The 16,221-nt window shown below is 36.4% G+C and carries 13 protein-coding genes, 1 tRNA gene and 1 pseudogene; 12 read left to right on the plus strand and 3 right to left on the minus strand.

What is annotated here, in order from left to right; genetic code table 11:
- Positions 1–16: 16 nt before the first annotated feature.
- From trpB to A9G44_RS10920, 9 genes are all read left to right on the plus strand, one after another.
- On the plus strand, positions 17–1,210 hold the full coding sequence (gene trpB, locus A9G44_RS10880; RefSeq protein WP_065560175.1) for a tryptophan synthase subunit beta: 1,194 nt from the start codon (positions 17–19) through the stop codon (positions 1,208–1,210).
- A complete protein-coding gene (trpA, locus tag A9G44_RS10885) occupies positions 1,207–2,013 on the plus strand; it encodes a tryptophan synthase subunit alpha (RefSeq protein WP_065610993.1) in 807 nt (268 codons plus the stop codon). The genes trpB and trpA overlap by 4 nt, the downstream gene beginning before the upstream one ends.
- 220 nt (positions 2,014–2,233) lie before the next feature.
- A tRNA-Met gene (locus A9G44_RS10890) sits at positions 2,234–2,310 on the plus strand.
- A 191-nt stretch (positions 2,311–2,501) separates the two neighbouring features.
- Positions 2,502–2,963, plus strand: coding sequence for a ribosome maturation factor RimP (gene rimP / locus A9G44_RS10895; protein ID WP_065560173.1), 462 nt, complete (start codon positions 2,502–2,504; stop codon positions 2,961–2,963).
- A gap of 16 nt (positions 2,964–2,979) precedes the next feature.
- The gene (gene nusA, locus A9G44_RS10900; RefSeq protein ID WP_065610996.1) at positions 2,980–4,455 is read left to right on the plus strand and encodes a transcription termination factor NusA; all 1,476 of its coding nucleotides are present in this window, start codon (positions 2,980–2,982) and stop codon (positions 4,453–4,455) included.
- A gap of 17 nt (positions 4,456–4,472) precedes the next feature.
- On the plus strand, positions 4,473–7,136 hold the full coding sequence (gene infB / locus A9G44_RS10905; RefSeq protein WP_065610997.1) for a translation initiation factor IF-2: 2,664 nt from the start codon (positions 4,473–4,475) through the stop codon (positions 7,134–7,136).
- 66 nt (positions 7,137–7,202) lie between these two features.
- Complete coding sequence (gene rbfA, locus A9G44_RS10910; RefSeq protein ID WP_065560170.1) at positions 7,203–7,580, plus strand: 30S ribosome-binding factor RbfA; 378 nt, start codon at positions 7,203–7,205, stop codon at positions 7,578–7,580.
- A 66-nt stretch (positions 7,581–7,646) separates the two neighbouring features.
- Positions 7,647–8,552: a tRNA pseudouridine(55) synthase TruB gene (gene truB, locus A9G44_RS10915; protein WP_143426394.1), complete on the plus strand. Its 906-nt coding sequence runs from the start codon at positions 7,647–7,649 to the stop codon at positions 8,550–8,552.
- A 492-nt stretch (positions 8,553–9,044) separates the two neighbouring features.
- Positions 9,045–10,403 (plus strand): hypothetical protein, encoded by a 1,359-nt coding sequence (locus A9G44_RS10920; RefSeq protein ID WP_065611001.1) that lies wholly within the window; start codon positions 9,045–9,047, stop codon positions 10,401–10,403.
- Here the strand turns inward: A9G44_RS10920 and A9G44_RS13845 are convergent.
- Positions 10,402–10,587 (minus strand): annotated as a pseudogene (locus A9G44_RS13845) (transposase); the annotation flags it as partial. The gene A9G44_RS10920 and the pseudogene A9G44_RS13845 sit on opposite strands and share 2 nt — an antisense overlap.
- Before the next feature lie 407 nt (positions 10,588–10,994).
- Here A9G44_RS13845 and A9G44_RS10930 point away from each other — a divergent pair.
- Together A9G44_RS10930 and A9G44_RS10935 are read left to right on the plus strand one after the other, a co-directional pair.
- Complete coding sequence (locus tag A9G44_RS10930; protein WP_065611002.1) at positions 10,995–11,504, plus strand: hypothetical protein; 510 nt, start codon at positions 10,995–10,997, stop codon at positions 11,502–11,504.
- Positions 11,505–11,621: 117 nt separating this feature from the next.
- Positions 11,622–12,545: a hypothetical protein gene (locus tag A9G44_RS10935; RefSeq protein WP_065611003.1), complete on the plus strand. Its 924-nt coding sequence runs from the start codon at positions 11,622–11,624 to the stop codon at positions 12,543–12,545.
- A 206-nt stretch (positions 12,546–12,751) separates the two neighbouring features.
- Here A9G44_RS10935 and pssA read toward each other — a convergent pair whose 3' ends face one another.
- Both pssA and ydiK read right to left on the minus strand, forming a co-directional pair.
- On the minus strand, positions 12,752–14,107 hold the full coding sequence (gene pssA, locus A9G44_RS10940) for a CDP-diacylglycerol--serine O-phosphatidyltransferase (RefSeq protein WP_065611004.1): 1,356 nt from the start codon (positions 14,105–14,107) through the stop codon (positions 12,752–12,754).
- Positions 14,108–14,288: 181 nt separating this feature from the next.
- On the minus strand, positions 14,289–15,341 hold the full coding sequence (ydiK, locus tag A9G44_RS10945) for an AI-2E family transporter YdiK (protein WP_051634168.1): 1,053 nt from the start codon (positions 15,339–15,341) through the stop codon (positions 14,289–14,291).
- A gap of 100 nt (positions 15,342–15,441) precedes the next feature.
- Here ydiK and eco point away from each other — a divergent pair, with 100 nt between their 5' ends.
- Positions 15,442–15,936, plus strand: a complete 495-nt coding sequence (eco, locus tag A9G44_RS10950; RefSeq protein WP_034910714.1) for a serine protease inhibitor ecotin — start codon at positions 15,442–15,444, stop codon at positions 15,934–15,936.
- Positions 15,937–16,221 lie beyond the last annotated feature (285 nt).

Genomic DNA, 16,221 nt, shown 5'->3' on the forward strand with positions numbered 1-16,221 from the left:
AAAAAAAGGAATAGTTATGTCTAAGTTAAATCCTTACTTTGGCGAATTTGGTGGGCAATATGTTCCTCAAATATTAATGCCAGTGCTTGAACAACTTGAAGATGCTTTTATCTCTGCAGTCAACGATCCTAACTTTCAGAAAGAGTTTAACGACTTATTAGTTAACTATGCTGGTAGACCAACAGCATTAACTTTATGTAAAAATCTAACGGCAGGCACCAAAACCAAGCTTTACTTAAAACGAGAAGATTTAGTGCATGGTGGTGCGCACAAAACTAACCAAGTTTTAGGACAAGCATTGCTTGCTAAAAGAATGGGCAAAACTGAAATTATAGCCGAAACAGGTGCAGGGCAACATGGTGTTGCTTCGGCTTTAGCCTGCGCACTACTTGGCTTAAAATGCCGAATTTATATGGGTGCAAAAGATGTTAAACGCCAAGCACCTAACGTATTTAGAATGCGGTTGATGGGCGCAACAGTCATCCCAGTTGAAACTGGTTCAGCGACTTTAAAAGATGCGTGTAACGAGGCATTACGTGATTGGTCTGGCAGTTATGAAAAAGCGCATTATATGTTAGGTACTGCAGCAGGTCCGCATCCTTTTCCAACAATTGTACGTGAGTTTCAACAGATGATCAGCCGTGAAGCTAAACAACAAATCCTTGAAAAAGAAGGACGTTTGCCTGATGCAGTAATTGCATGTGTTGGTGGTGGTTCAAACGCAATTGGTATGTTTGCTAATTTTATTGATGATAAATCCGTCAAATTAATTGGTGTAGAGCCAGGAGGTCATGGGATTGAAAGTGGCGAACATGGCGCTTCGTTAAAGCATGGTAAGCTTGGCATCTATTTCGGTATGAAATCACCGATGATGCAAACGGAAGAAGGACAAATTGAAGAATCTTATTCAATATCGGCAGGGTTAGATTTTCCATCAGTTGGTCCACAGCATGCGTATTTAGATAGTATTGGTCGTGCTGATTATGTTTCAATTACTGATGATGAAGCGCTTGATGCATTTAAAGCGTTATCACGGCATGAAGGTATTATTCCTGCGTTAGAATCATCACACGCATTAGCTTATGCTATGAAAATGATAAAAGAAAATCCAACTAAAGAACAGCTACTAATAGTTAACCTGTCAGGGCGTGGCGATAAAGATATCTTTACCGTTTATGATATTTTAAAAGCAAAAGGAGAAATAGAATGAGCCGTTATCAAAAACTGTTTGCAACATTAACAGCCGAAAAACGAGGTGCTTTTGTTCCTTTTGTTCCAGTTGGTGATCCAACGCCAGAACTGTCATTTAAAATCATTCAAACTTTAATTGAATCTGGCGCTGATGCACTAGAGCTAGGGATCCCATTTTCAGATCCTATGGCCGATGGTCCAACTATTCAAAATGCCAATATTCGGGCATTTAAAGCAGGAATAACAGTTGAAAAGTGTTTTGAAATTTTAACCAATGTCAGAACGCAATACATCAATATTCCAATAGGATTACTTATTTATGCTAATTTAGTTTTCAAAAATGGTATCGACGACTTTTATGCCAAGTGTGCCAAAGCGGGAGTTGATTCAGTATTGATTGCTGATTTGCCAGCTCAATATGCACAAGAATTTACAGTGGCCGCCGAAAAATACAATATAGCACCGATTTTTATTTGTCCACCAAATGCTGATGATAAAGTCATTCAAAGTATTGCTAAGCAAGGCAAAGGTTATACCTATTTGGTATCACGAGCAGGTGTTACTGGTGCTGAAAATCGAGCTAACAAACCGCTTACCCATCTGATCAAAAAATTAGTTGAGTTTGGCGCTCCACCTGCGTTACAAGGGTTTGGTATTTCAGAACCAACTCAAGTTAGCGAAGCGATTAAATCCGGTGCAGTTGGGGCAATTAGCGGATCGGCAACAGTAAAAATTATTGAGAAAAACCTCGACAATCCCGAACAAATGCTTAGCCAATTAGCCAAATTTGTTCAATCAATGAAACAGGCAACTAGCAAGTAATTTATATTACTTTATAGTACTAAATAGTGGGCACAATAATAGGCTTGAAAATGGAATTATTGTGCCAATATAAGTTAAACAATCATGCTTAAGTTAAGTGGTATATATATATTAAAATTGACGTGTAGCATATTTTTAATAATTTTAAGGTTACTGATAAAATCAGTGTGATTTGCAGTTGCATTTTATTTAAAATGCCGTATAATTCTCATTCATCTATCGCGGGGTGGAGCAGCTTGGTAGCTCGTCGGGCTCATAACCCGAAGGTCGTTGGTTCAAATCCAGCCCCCGCAACCACTTAAATTTTCATTCATAAACCAATCTATCCTGTTATTGTCTGAAAGTTCGAATAAAGTGGCTTCATTATAGTTAGTTTTTGAATGTAAGCCTCGCATGTCGAGGTTTTTTTTCGTGTAGTGATTTAAGCGTAAGTTTAAAAAGAATGTTGGGCTTTATGCCCTTTTTTATTTTCTGCTGTGGAGGTTTGTTTGGCTAATATAGAACAACAATTAACCGATATTATCCAAGAGCCAGTTAATGCACTTGGTTTTGAATTAGTCGGAGTTGAATATATTCGTGGTCGTTATCCTATACTACGAGTCTATATTGATAGTGAAAATGGTATTACGGTTGATGATTGTGCTGATGCAAGCCGTCAAATCAGTGCGGTGCTTGATGTAGAAGACCCGATCAAAGATGCTTACAATCTTGAAGTTTCATCACCAGGAATGGACAGACCTTTGTTTACGCTTGAGCATTATCAGCGGTTTATTGGTGAAGAAGTTACAGTCAGTCTACGTATACCTGTTGCTAATCGCCGTAAATGGAAAGGACGAATTAAGTCTATCGATAGCCAAATGATTACATTAACTGTAGATGATAAAGATGAAGTATTTGCTTTTAGTAATATTCAAAAAGCGAATATTGTACCTAATTTTAACCTTAAATAGAGTACGGATGTAAAGGATGAATAAAGAAATTTTAGCTGTTGTTGAAGCTGTATCAAACGAAAAAGCACTTACGCGTGATAAAATTTTCGAAGCTTTAGAAACCGCATTAGCAACGGCCACAAAAAAGAAGCATAATGTTGATATTGACGTTGTTGTTAAAATAGATCACAAAACAGGTGATTACGACACTTTCCGCCGTTGGCTTGTTGTTGATGAAGTTACGCAACCAACTAAAGAAATGACATTAGACGCTGCACAATACGAAGACCCATCTGTTAAACTTGGCGATTACGTTGAAGAGCAAATTGAATCCGTTGCTTTTGACCGTATAACCACACAAACAGCAAAACAAGTTATCGTACAAAAGGTACGCGAAGCTGAGCGTGCAATGATCATTGACATGTTTAGAAATCGTATTGGTGATATTGCGACTGGAATTGTCAAAAAAACCAATCGCGATAGCGTGATTCTTGATTTAGGTAACAATGCAGACGCAATGATGTCACGTCATGATATGTTACCGCGTGAAAACTTCCGTATAGGCGATCGTGTCCGTGGTATTTTATATCTTGTAGAACAAAATAATAAACCTGCACAACTATGCATTAGCCGTTCAAACCCTGAAATGATGGAAGAGTTATTCCGTATTGAAGTCCCTGAAATTGGTGAAGAGATGATTGACATCAAAGGCGTGGCTCGTGATCCTGGCTCACGTGCTAAAATCGCAGTTAGTAGTAATGATCGTCGTATTGACCCTGTTGGTGCTTGTGTTGGTATGCGTGGTGCGCGCGTACAAGCAGTATCTAATGAATTTGGTGGAGAACGTATTGACATTGTTTTATGGGACGATAATCCTGCACAATACGTAATTAATGCTATGGCGCCGGCAGATGTTGTTTCAATTGTTGTTGATGAAGACAAACACACCATGGATGTAGCCGTCAATGCTGAAACTTTACCACAAGCCATTGGTCGAAATGGTCAGAATATCCGTTTAGCTTCACAGCTTACTGGCTGGACACTAAATGTGATGAGTAACGAAGATTTACAAGAAAAACATCATGCAGAATCTTTTGCTGCAATCAATAATTTGATGAAACATCTTGATATTGATGAAGGGCTTGCACAGCTATTAGTTGAAGAAGGCTTTACCTCACTTGAGGAACTTGCCTATGTGCCAGTTGACGAATTGCTTGAAATTGAAGAACTTGATGAAGATCTTGTTGAAGCTTTAAGAACGCGAGCAAAAGATGCATTAACAACACTTGCACTAGCAAATAGTGGCGAAAAACAACCAGCTCAAGATTTGCTAAATCTACCTGGTATGACACAAGAGTTAGCTTATCAATTAGTACAACATGACATCATTACTTTGGAAGATTTAGCAGAACAAGGTACTGATGATTTAGCTGAAATTGAAGGTATAACAAACGAACAAGCAGGCGATTTTATTATGGCTGCTCGTAATATTTGTTGGTTTGCAGATGAATAATTGAGGAAAAGTAATACATGACCAAAGTATCAATAGAAACACTGGCTCAAGAAATCAATACACCAGTGCAAACACTTTTGCAACAGTTTGCTGATGCAGGTATGAAGAAATCTGCAACAGACACTGTCACACAAAAGGAGAAAGAAGCTTTGCTTGCTCATTTAAAACCTCAGCAAGGTCCAACAAAGTTAACATTGCAACGTAAGACGCACTCAACCTTAAATGTGTCGAGCGGTGGTGGCAAAAGCAAAGAAATAAAAGTAGAAGTTCGTAAAAAACGCACTTTTGTTAAACGCGATCCAGCTGAAATTGCGGCGGAGCAAGAAAAAGCACGCTTAGAAGCTGAACAAAAAGCTCGCCAAGAAGCAGAACTAAAAGCGAAACAAGAAGCCGAATTAAAAGCGCGTAAAGAAGCGGAAGAAAAAGAAAAGAAAGCTGAAGAAGAAGCGAAAAAGCGTGCTCAAGAGGAAAAAGCGAAAGCGGCACAAGAGCGAGTAGTTGATCCAAAAGTAAAAAAAGCGCAAGAAGAAAAAGCACGATTAGAAGCTGAAGCGAATGAAATTAAACGTAAAGCGGAAGAAGAAAATCGTCGAAAATTAGAGGAAGATGCCAAGCGTATGGCTGAAGAAGCTCGTAAGCTAGCAGAACAATATAATGAAGTTGATGATAGTGAGCATACAGAAGATGAAGATTATCATGTGACAACCTCTAAATACGCTAGAGCAGCAGAAGATGAAACTGACCGTGAAGTTGAAAGCGCTCGTGGACGTGGCCGAAACACTAAACAAACTAAACAGAAAAAAGGCAACAAGCTATCAGAAGGCAAAGCGGAACGTGAAGAAGCTCGAGCTGTGACTCGTGGCGGCCATAATAAAAAGAAAGGTAAAAGCACGTTGCAACAAAGTTTTACTAAACCTGTCCAAGCGGTTAATCGTGATGTTGTTATTGGTGAAACCATTACCGTTGCTGAATTAGCGAATAAAATGGCAGTAAAAGGTTCCGAAGTGATCAAAACTATGATGAAAATGGGGGCAATGGCAACTATTAATCAAGTTATCGATCAAGAAACAGCACAATTAGTGGCTGAAGAAATGGGACATAAAGTAGTACTTCGTCGTGAAAATGAGCTCGAAGAATCTCTTATGAGCGATCGTGATACAGGTGCAGAAAAAGTTTCTCGTGCACCTGTAGTTACCATTATGGGACACGTTGACCATGGTAAAACCTCTTTACTTGACTATATTCGTAAAGCAAAAGTGGCTTCAGGCGAAGCTGGTGGAATTACACAACATATCGGTGCTTATCATGTTAAAACTCCAAATGGAGAAATAACTTTCTTAGATACTCCAGGTCATGCGGCGTTTACCTCTATGCGTGCGCGTGGTGCTAAAGCAACGGATATTGTAGTACTTGTTGTTGCTGCTGATGATGGTGTAATGCCTCAAACTATAGAAGCAATCCAACATGCTAAAGCGGCAAATGTACCAATTGTTGTTGCTGTTAACAAAATTGATAAACCTGAAGCTGATCCAGAGCGTGTAAAAGGCGAACTTGCACAATATGGCGTGATGTCAGAAGATTGGGGTGGTGATACTCAGTTTGTTCATGTGTCTGCTAAAGCAGGTACTGGTATTGATCAACTACTTGAAGCCATCTTACTACAAGCTGAAGTGCTTGAATTAACCGCGTACGAAACAGGTATGGCAAGCGGCGTTGTGATTGAATCATTCCTTGATAAGGGTCGTGGTTCAGTTGCAACAGTACTTGTTCAATCAGGTACATTGCATAAAGGTGATATCGTACTTTGTGGATTTGAATACGGTCGTATCCGAGCGATGCGTAATGAACTAGGTAAAGAAGTGACTGAAGCTGGTCCATCAATACCAGTTGAAATTCTTGGCTTGTCTGGAGTACCATCAGCTGGTGACGAAGCTACTGTTGTACGCGATGAAAAGAAAGCTCGTGAAGTTGCGCTTTATCGACAAGGTAAATTCCGTGATGTAAAACTTGCTCGTCAACAAAAGGCGAAGCTTGAAAACATGTTTACCAACATGACAGAAGGCGATGTTTCTGAACTTAATATTGTTCTAAAAGCAGATGTTCAAGGTTCTGCTGAGGCGATTTCTGATTCATTACTTAAACTATCAACAGATGAAGTTAAAGTTAAAATTATTGGATCAGGTGTGGGCGGTATAACCGAAACTGACGCATCACTGGCTGCTGCATCAAATGCGATCATTTTAGGCTTTAACGTTCGTGCCGATGCTTCAGCACGTAAAGTGATTGAATCAGAAAATTTAGATCTACGTTATTACTCTGTTATTTATGATCTAATTGACGAAGTTAAACAAGCCATGAGCGGTATGCTTGCACCAGAATACAAACAAGAAATTATTGGTCTTGCTCAAGTGCGTGATGTGTTTAAATCACCTAAATTTGGTGCAATTGCAGGTTGTATGGTAACCGAAGGTGTTGTTAAACGTCACAACCCAATTCGTGTATTGCGTGATAACGTTGTTATCTATGAAGGCGAACTTGAATCATTACGTCGCTTTAAAGATGATGTTAACGAAGTACGTAATGGAACCGAATGTGGTATTGGTGTGCGTAACTACAACGATGTTCGTGTTGGCGACACGATTGAAGTTTTTGAAACTATCGAAATCAAACGTACGATCTAATTACAACGTATTTGATGTTATAAGCAAGGTATAGTCCTTGCTTATTCATTTATAAGGAAAATAGATATGGCAAAAGCATTTAATCGTTCATCTCGAGTTGGGCATGAATTACAAAAAGAAATTGCAATTATCTTACAACGAGAAATCAAAGACCCTCGTCTTGGTATGGTAACTGTTTCAGGCGTTGATATCTCGCGTGATCTTTCGTATGCCAAAGTTTTTGTGACTTTTTTGAATGACGATGATCCACAAGTTATTGAACAAGGATTAACGGTACTTAATGATGCTAAAGGTTACATTCGAACCTTAATTGGCAAAGCGATGCGTTTGCGAATCATTCCAGAGATAAAATTCTTTTACGATGAGTCGCTCGTTAAAGGTATGCAAATGTCGAGTTTGGTGGCGGATGTTATCAAACAAGATAATGAGCGTCATAAAGATTAATATTAAAAAATAGTCCTGAACTCTGTCAAAAAGTTTCAGGTAACTATGTGTTTCAGTATAAAAATGATGAATATAAAAAAAACTCGCCGTGATCTTCACGGCGTTTTGTTGCTAGACAAAACGCAAGGCATGACATCAAACGATGCGTTGCAAAAAGTAAAATGGTTATTTAATGCTAAAAAGGCAGGGCATACGGGAGCTCTTGATCCACTAGCGACAGGGATGCTTCCTATCTGTTTTGGTGAAGCAACCAAATTTTCACAATATTTATTGGATTCAGATAAGCGTTATCGTGTGATCGCCAAACTAGGAGAACGAACCGATACATCTGATGCCGATGGTCAAATTATATGTACCAAACCTGTTAAAGTGACTGAATCACAAATCAACCAAGCTTTAACACATTTTCGCGGTGATATTTTACAAGTGCCAACTATGTTTTCGGCATTAAAATATCAAGGAAAACCGCTTTACCAATATGCTCGCCAAGGTATTGTGGTTGAACGTGAAGCTAGACCAATTACCGTTTACGAAAATCAATTTATCCAATTTGATGCAATAAAAAACGAATTAACGTTAGAAATACATTGCTCAAAAGGCACCTACATCCGAACCATTATTGATGATTTAGGGGAATTATTGGGTTGCGGAGCACACGTTATTTATTTAAGGCGTTTACAAGTTACCAATTACCCGATTGAAAACATGGTCACCTTAGAACAGTTACAAAATATCGAACTTAAAGATGATCTACTAATGCCCGTTGACAGCCCATTGCAAGATCGCCCAAAAGTTACCCTTAGCGATACGCAAGGTAAAGACATATTATTAGGACGAACCATTGAACTTGAAAGCTCCACGAAAGTTGAAACCTTAGTGCGAATTTATCAAGGCAAGCAATTTATTGGCGCTGGTATAATGCATAATAACAAATTATTGCCAAAGCGTTTAATATCAACATTCATCAAGTAGTTTTGCTTAGTTTAAAGCTAACCGCAAAAAACAAGCAAATAGTACAGCAGAAGTTGTGATTCTAAATTAGGTTCAGAAAATTCTTGCCTAAATTATTTTTTAATATAAAGACGATTTGGTACTCTGTTATTTTTACCAAAGCGAATTTACTACTTTTTGCTGTACTATTTTAGAGGATAGTTACATTTACTTTTTCAAAATGAACAATATTTTCATTAAAAATCTCTATTCTTTTGCTTTGTTCAAATTGGGCAGTCATTTGCCATCCTTCAACTTGAAAACGTGTATTTGTTTTCATACATTTTTAATGTTTTAATCGACATATTAGGAAATACTTTTGTTGCCGCAGAATTTGCTGCAATATTTATTTCTTTTAGTTTAGAAAATATGTCTTGTTTAACCACAATTTTACGGTTACTTCATTCTATTTTGTGAATATCATTATTTTCATTATAATATGTGGAACTATGTAATAGTTGAAAAAATTAGAATATGCGAATTTTTGTTACAATTTTACTCACAATTGAATGCCTTATTATTTTTTCTCGACTTGGTCAAGATAGTAATCTTATACTTAGTGATCAAAAAATAACAACGTTTATAATTATTGTTTTATTTATTTTTAATGCTCTTGTCGGTGTATCTTACTTACTAATCAAATCCAACAAAAAGGAAGGTGACTATATAACAATTACAATGTTATTTGCGATTATCTTTTTTATCCCAATAAATAACTCAATCATAGAAAATAAAACGCAAAATTATTTAGTGGCAAAAAAAAATCTTAAAGAGAAACTACTTGGCGATACTTTAAAACCATTCTATCAAGATACTGGGACATCAGATGAAAAACGGATTCAAAAGTTAAGAGAGAATTTCGCTGAAGGCTATGCAACAACCGATAAAAAATTTTATTATTACAACCCCAACTATGGCAAACCAATTTGTCATAAATTTAAACACTCTTTTGTTACCAACGACCAAATGTACATTATTTTAACCTGCCAAAATCCAGATAACAGCATACTAAGTTATGCGCTGGCTACCAAAAAAGGTAATTCTTCATTTATTAATCCTTGGTTTGGCGGAGGGTTAGATGACTATGAAGAATATTTTGTTCCAGAATATCCTTATGTTAATTTACTCAATGATAATGATTATAGCATTATCTATACTGATCCTGTTGATGGAACCAGATATGGTAAATATTATGATCAACTATATGTTATACCTATTCTAGATAGGAACAATAGTGAACTAAAATCCCATATTAGTGATAGTATTATTAAATTTCAAAAACAACATACATCCCAATTCCCCTATGATAAAGTAATTAAATTAGCTTACTATTTACTTGCCTCAAATCAATGTCAAGCAATAGAAAATGTTAGCTTATTTGGTAATGATAGGTTAATCATGAAATGTAATCAAAAATCTTTTACCGTCAATTATAAAAAACTTTATCAACCAGCCCCCGCTCCATCTTTAGTGATTCCATTAGAAGTATTTGGTGAAAATCAAACGAATGATCAGCAAGACTGTTTAATTTGTACCTGTTCAAAAACAGGTCAAGCAAATTTGGTAGAAGACCCTGATTTTGATGCATCAGAACTAAGAGGAAGTATTGCTGAACGATGTGAAAATGATAACAAGTGGCCTTATAATCAGTGCGTCGGTATTTATTATGAGAGTTTATTAAAAACCAATTTTGGTAATTACTTAAGAGTATCTATCGTCCATGTAAAAGAGGATACAAAAGTAGCTGAATGTATTGTGGAAGTGTCAGAAAAGAAGTTTATAGCAATACAAAAACAAACTGGACTGAAAACGGATGGCACGAGTCGCTTGTAGCACTTTCCGCCTCTAGTTCTTTTAGACGTTTAATATCTGAGCTTTCCATACCACCGTATTTTTCCGGTCATTTATAGAAAGTTGAATTACCCATGCCATATTTATGGCACAGATCTTTAACGGGAATACCCGCTTCAGCTTCTTTTAAAATAGCGACGATTTGATGTTCAGTCATTTTTTTCATAATTAAATCCCCTTTACTTTTATCATAGAGAATTTTCTACTTTTGGGTTGTACTATTTCAGGGGATAGTTACAAAATATTTATGCTAAGTTTTTTGTAATGTTTCAATCGTATTCAAGACATTACAATAAATTAACAAAATACTAGCTCTTTAGTGTTTAACCAGCTATAATTTCGACGCATTATTTAGTATAATACAGCTTATTAAATAAGCAAATAATCATAAAACACAAATAAAACAACAAATTATTTGACGGGTAGAATGTTATGCGCTATCATAACAGGCACCAGCACTGGCAACCCTACGCCTTAAATCTTTTTCAATTTCACAGTAGTCAAAAACAGATTCGATTCTTATTTTTATCACCAAATCTATCGAAATCGATAAAGTTGTTGGCAAGGATATCTTTGATTTCTAGATTGCTATCCAAGTCACCGCTGGTTTTTGCTCCATTGCTTTTATTGCCTTATTCGCTGAGCTCGCAGGCGTTATCGGCAAAGACATCACAGGTCATTCACGGCTCTGCACCATATTTAAGTATTGATGGTGTAACTAAAGTTGCTAGTATGGAAGATTTATTGGGTATAAGACTACCAAATATTAGTTATATTCCTCAGGGAGCAAATAGTGCACTTTATCCCAATGCAGTAATAGATCAATCTAACGTAGATGCACCAATTGAAATGCCAAATATAACAGATACATTTGCTGATATACAAGCAATAGTACCATTGGTAAATTACCCAAGAATTCAATTAAGCGAATTAATGGATTCACCTTATAATTATGGTCGAGACGATGATGGCGATGATAATATAAATGCAATAGGAAATTTAACCATAAAATGGCAAGATAAAAATGGTACAGATATTACAGGAGAAGTTAAAGCAAATCCGAATAGACGGCTAAATCTTTGAGATGGGTCTTATAAACTTACCTTAACAGCAACTGCAAGCACCTTATCGACGCAGTATGGTGTTCCCAATAGTAGCAATTTTACTGGTAATGAGCATAGTTACTATATTAATGCCAATATGAATAGGCCAGTTGCTTGCTATGCGCAACCAAATTTAGCTTACGATGACCATGCTTTTGGTACTACCATTTGGGATATGGATGGACCAAATTGGGTTTCGTTAAAAGGGTTTAAAGTCACAAATAATAGCAATATAGCAGAAAACTTTCCGACGACAGGATCTGATAGGTTATATTTCTATTTATTATTGGGAGGAATCTCTCCTGAACAAGTTATAGCTGCAAATGGAACAACGGTGAGTGCGGTTAGCGGTAGTGGTGTATCATTATTGTTAAGCAAAGAGAATACACAACATTGGGCTATTGACATTGATAGGATATGTAGAACTTGTATTAGAGATGGTAACCTTTATCTTGGTGGCGAACAAGCACTAAAGATTATATTAAAAGGCCCTTCCATAAATTCAAGTAATAAGGCTTTTTCCCCTTCGTTATTTAAGCTTTACTCTGATGTAAATCATACAAAATTACTGTATAGCTTTAAGATAGAACGTTGGTATATCTCTCAACCAGGAATCACAGTAAGATATGGATATGCGGATGCTCAAAACTTTTGTCGTAATTTAGGTAATGGTTATCGAATTCCCGATATAAATGACTATACCAATGGGAATGGAGCTGGTTGGACAGAAGGTTTACCTGGAAGAAGTATTAATAACTGTCAACGAAAAGTCAGTTATAAAGATATTAGCGGTAAATGGGTTGGCGGACTATTTAACGAGTGGGGTTTTACTGCCAATACTATGAATAATTTCTATGAAGGTAGTGATTGGAATCTCAGTATTGGTAACAACTGGGCTAATGATACAGGATATTGGGCTAATTCATATAATGGCAGTCTATATGGTGTTTATTCAGCCGATGGGGGAATTTTTCTGCAGAGTACAGCTAATAGTCACTTTATGGCTTGTGTTACCCCTTAATTCTATATGTGCTTTTCTTGTTAAAGGCGATATTGCCTTACTGCAATGATTAGAACGCACCTATCTGTAGACCTTTAATATGAAGTCTAGATCAAATTTGCGCTTTTGTTTTTAAACAGCAAAAGCGCTTTTTTCTCAAAATTAGTTGAAAAATATTGTTTTTATTATGTTTTTTTAGAAACCTTTTCTTTCAAAACATCTTACCTTTACAACAACCGCTTAATAATCCTATCCACTTTAATGCGGCTCAGTCGCTTTATCAACTTATGAACTTGACTTGGATAAAATTGGCTCGCTTGGATTTGTTGAAAATGCGTTATCAATGTTGTTTTTTGAAGGATGGTATCCAATTCCTGATTGAATTTGTCACTTAGTTCTTGTTGTGGGTCGTGTACTAATATGCCATTTTCCAGATCAAGTCGCCAAGCGCGTGGATTTAGGTTGTTACCTGTTATAAGTACCCAATTATTGTCCACCCAGATACCTTTAAGGTGATAGGTTTGCCCTCCATCCTTCCACAGGCGTATGATGAGCTGCTCTTTGTCAATAAAAGATTGTAGGCGCTCAATAAAACTTCTTAAATTGATTTCGTATAAGTAGGGTAATCCACCTGATATGTTAAAAGGTTGGTCTGGTGGAATATAAAAATCATTGGCTTCTTTATCACCAATAATCAGTTCAACTTGGCGACCTTTACGAAGCAAGCGAATGATATCGCGAACTAGGATGTTAGGCAAATTAAAGTACGGCGTGCAAAATATGATTTTTTGTTCGGTTACGTTGATTAAATGATGGATGATTTTGTTGAGCGAGTTATTTCGGCCAAGCCCCATTATTGGTGCAACCGATAAGGTGTTGTTGTCGGTATTGCTATTATATTGATAGCCGGTATTCATTAAGTGTTGGCGTAGCTCTTTAATTTCAGACTTAATTTGTTTGCGGGTTTTATGGGTGCCAGTATTAAGTAGTTGCAACGCTTGATATGGTAAAAAGTGGTCGTGAATAAACTGCACCATGCTGTCTGCTAATAGTGGGTTAGTAATAAAGTGATAACGGTCGTAACGGTATTTTTCACGCTTGTGTAGGTAGACGTTATTAATGCTAGCCCCACTATAAATGACAGTATTATCAATAATAAAACCTTTTAAATGCAGTACGCCTAGTACTTCACGACGATTGACAGGTACACCATAAATAGGAATGTCAATATCTGGATATTGCTGTTTTAGTTGGTAATAATAATTGGCGTTGGTATGGGCTTTTTCTTCGCCAATTCTACCGCGCTGTGCACGGTGCCAGTCAACAAATATTTTGATATCTAAATTAGGGCGTTGCCGTTTGATTTGGTACAGTTCATTAAGAATTTCTTGACCTGCCTCATCTTGCTCTAGATAGAGCGCAACTATATAAATTCGGTGCTGAGCTCTTTTTATACTTTCAATTAAAGCCAGTCGATATGCTTTTGGGGTATAGCAGATATGATATTGCTTGGCGTCTTGCTGAATTTTACCTAATTCGTCAAGATGCTTTTGGTGATTGTATTTTATAAATGGTATTCGCATGATTTTTTGTCATTATAACTGTCAAGTTACTTTAGAAACTTGTTTTCTAATATAAGCTAAGCCAGTAAAAATAACACTCCTTTTAATTTGTATGCATTTTAGCTCAGTTGCTTTAAGTCATGTAGCGTATTTAGCAACTTGTTTATGCGCTTATGCTTCTTACTGGGTGATAATAAATTGTTTAAGATTGTTCATCAACCCAAGTTTGAATTATTTTGTAAGTTAAAGCTAGTACGACAGGACCAATAAATAATCCCATTATACCAAATCCAAGTAAGCCACCAATCACACCAAATAATATAAGTAAAAACGGTAAATTGGCACCTTTTTTTATCAAGTAAGCTCGCATTACGCTATCTAAGGTGGTTAAGATAATTGCCACAACAATTAATACGATACCAGCTATGGTGTTGCCCGCCCAAAATTGCCAAAAAATGCACCCAAGCATTACAATCACAGGACCAATTTGTGCGACACAACAAATAAATAAAATTAGAGTGAGTATACCTGGTAACGGCATGTCGGTTAATATAAAACTTAATCCACCAATTAAGGCTAAGGTAATGGCAGTAACCACAACACCAAGAGCAACAGCTCGAATGGATTGTCCTGCTAATGTGACAGTGATTTCGCCATATTGTTTTGATAATCGGTTGGCTAGTAGGTAAACGTATTTGGTGATACTTTCGCCTTTTAAAAATAGTAATAGACTAAAAATAATCATTACACCAGCATGAAAGATAAATAGTCCAATATTAGTGGCTTGCTCAAGTAGCCAACTTATCATGGTGCCAATATAAGGTTGTATGCTTGAAACTAAATCAGAGCCATCAGTTTGTATTAAGTTTAACCATTTTTGGTGTAGTTCAGAGCCAAAGGCAGGTACGCTTTCAAGCCAGTCAAATGTTGGTAGTTTTTGGTGAGATAGCGTTTTTGCCCATTCAATAAGATGGTGACCGTTTTGTGCTACTGAGCTAATAATTAATATGAAAGGTATAATACAAACAAAGGCTAATATTAGGGCCATTACTAGTAGTGATAGCCAGCGTTTGTTAAATAATTTTCGTTGTATTTTTATCATTAAGGGCCAAGTGGCAATTACCACCATCACCGCCCAGAAGAAACCAAATAAAAAAACTTCAACAACACGATAGGTAATAATGATTAGTAAACCAATTATTAACAGGTTTAAAATCAATTTAAGTAAATCGGTAGTATTTTTTTCTGCTGGCATTTTTACACCAATTTTATTAATCTAGATGATGTTATTATACGCATTATCACTGAAAATTAATACGATGGTGTTTATGATTAATTAGTTAAAGGAGATAAAAATGAAAAAATTATTGTTATTAACATTATTAGGTGTAGCATTAACAGCATGCGCAAATTCACAAAAAACGCAACCTGTTGCACAAAGTGTCAATGATATAGCGCCATTCCCTGCAGCTCAAGTTGGCTATACGCGGTATGCTATTCATTTACCAACTATTGCTAATGAAAACAATGCGAAAGTTGAGGTGATCATTGGTAAAGAAATGAATGTTGATTGTAATTTGCAAAATTTAGGTGGTGTAGTTAAGCAAGAAGAGCTTAAAGGTTGGGGATACTCTTATTACGTAGTTGAAAAGACTGTTGGTAACATTTCAACATTAATGGCTTGCCCTGAAGGTACTAATAAAAATCAATTTGTGACAATCAACCATAATTTAGGTTTGTTTAGCTATAACAGCCAATTACCGTTAGTCTTTTATGTTCCGAACGATTTGCAAATTAAATATCGTGTTTGGCAACCAAATGCTAAAACTATGCAAGCAAGTGCTGAATAATTTTGTTATCTAATTGTTAATTGGTTGTTCCTTACTCCTTGGGTGGTTAAAATACAACCACTCAATCTTTAAACTTTCAATATTTGATTTTTTAAGTGGACATCTTTAAAAAAAAAGGTATTTTATCCCTCGTAATGCAAGGTTAGCTCTACTAGTTCATTTATTTTATTAATGACTTGTGATTGCCTGATTACCTCGGTTTCGCTAGATGGTTGTTACTTTGATAATTTTTATTATTGTTAACAATGTCGATAGTAAAATTTGGGGGTCCGTTGTGTCTTTGCA

Origin of the sequence: Gilliamella sp. Occ4-3, assembly GCF_001690675.1 — a bacterium.
GTDB lineage: Bacteria > Pseudomonadota > Gammaproteobacteria > Enterobacterales > Orbaceae > Gilliamella > Gilliamella bombi.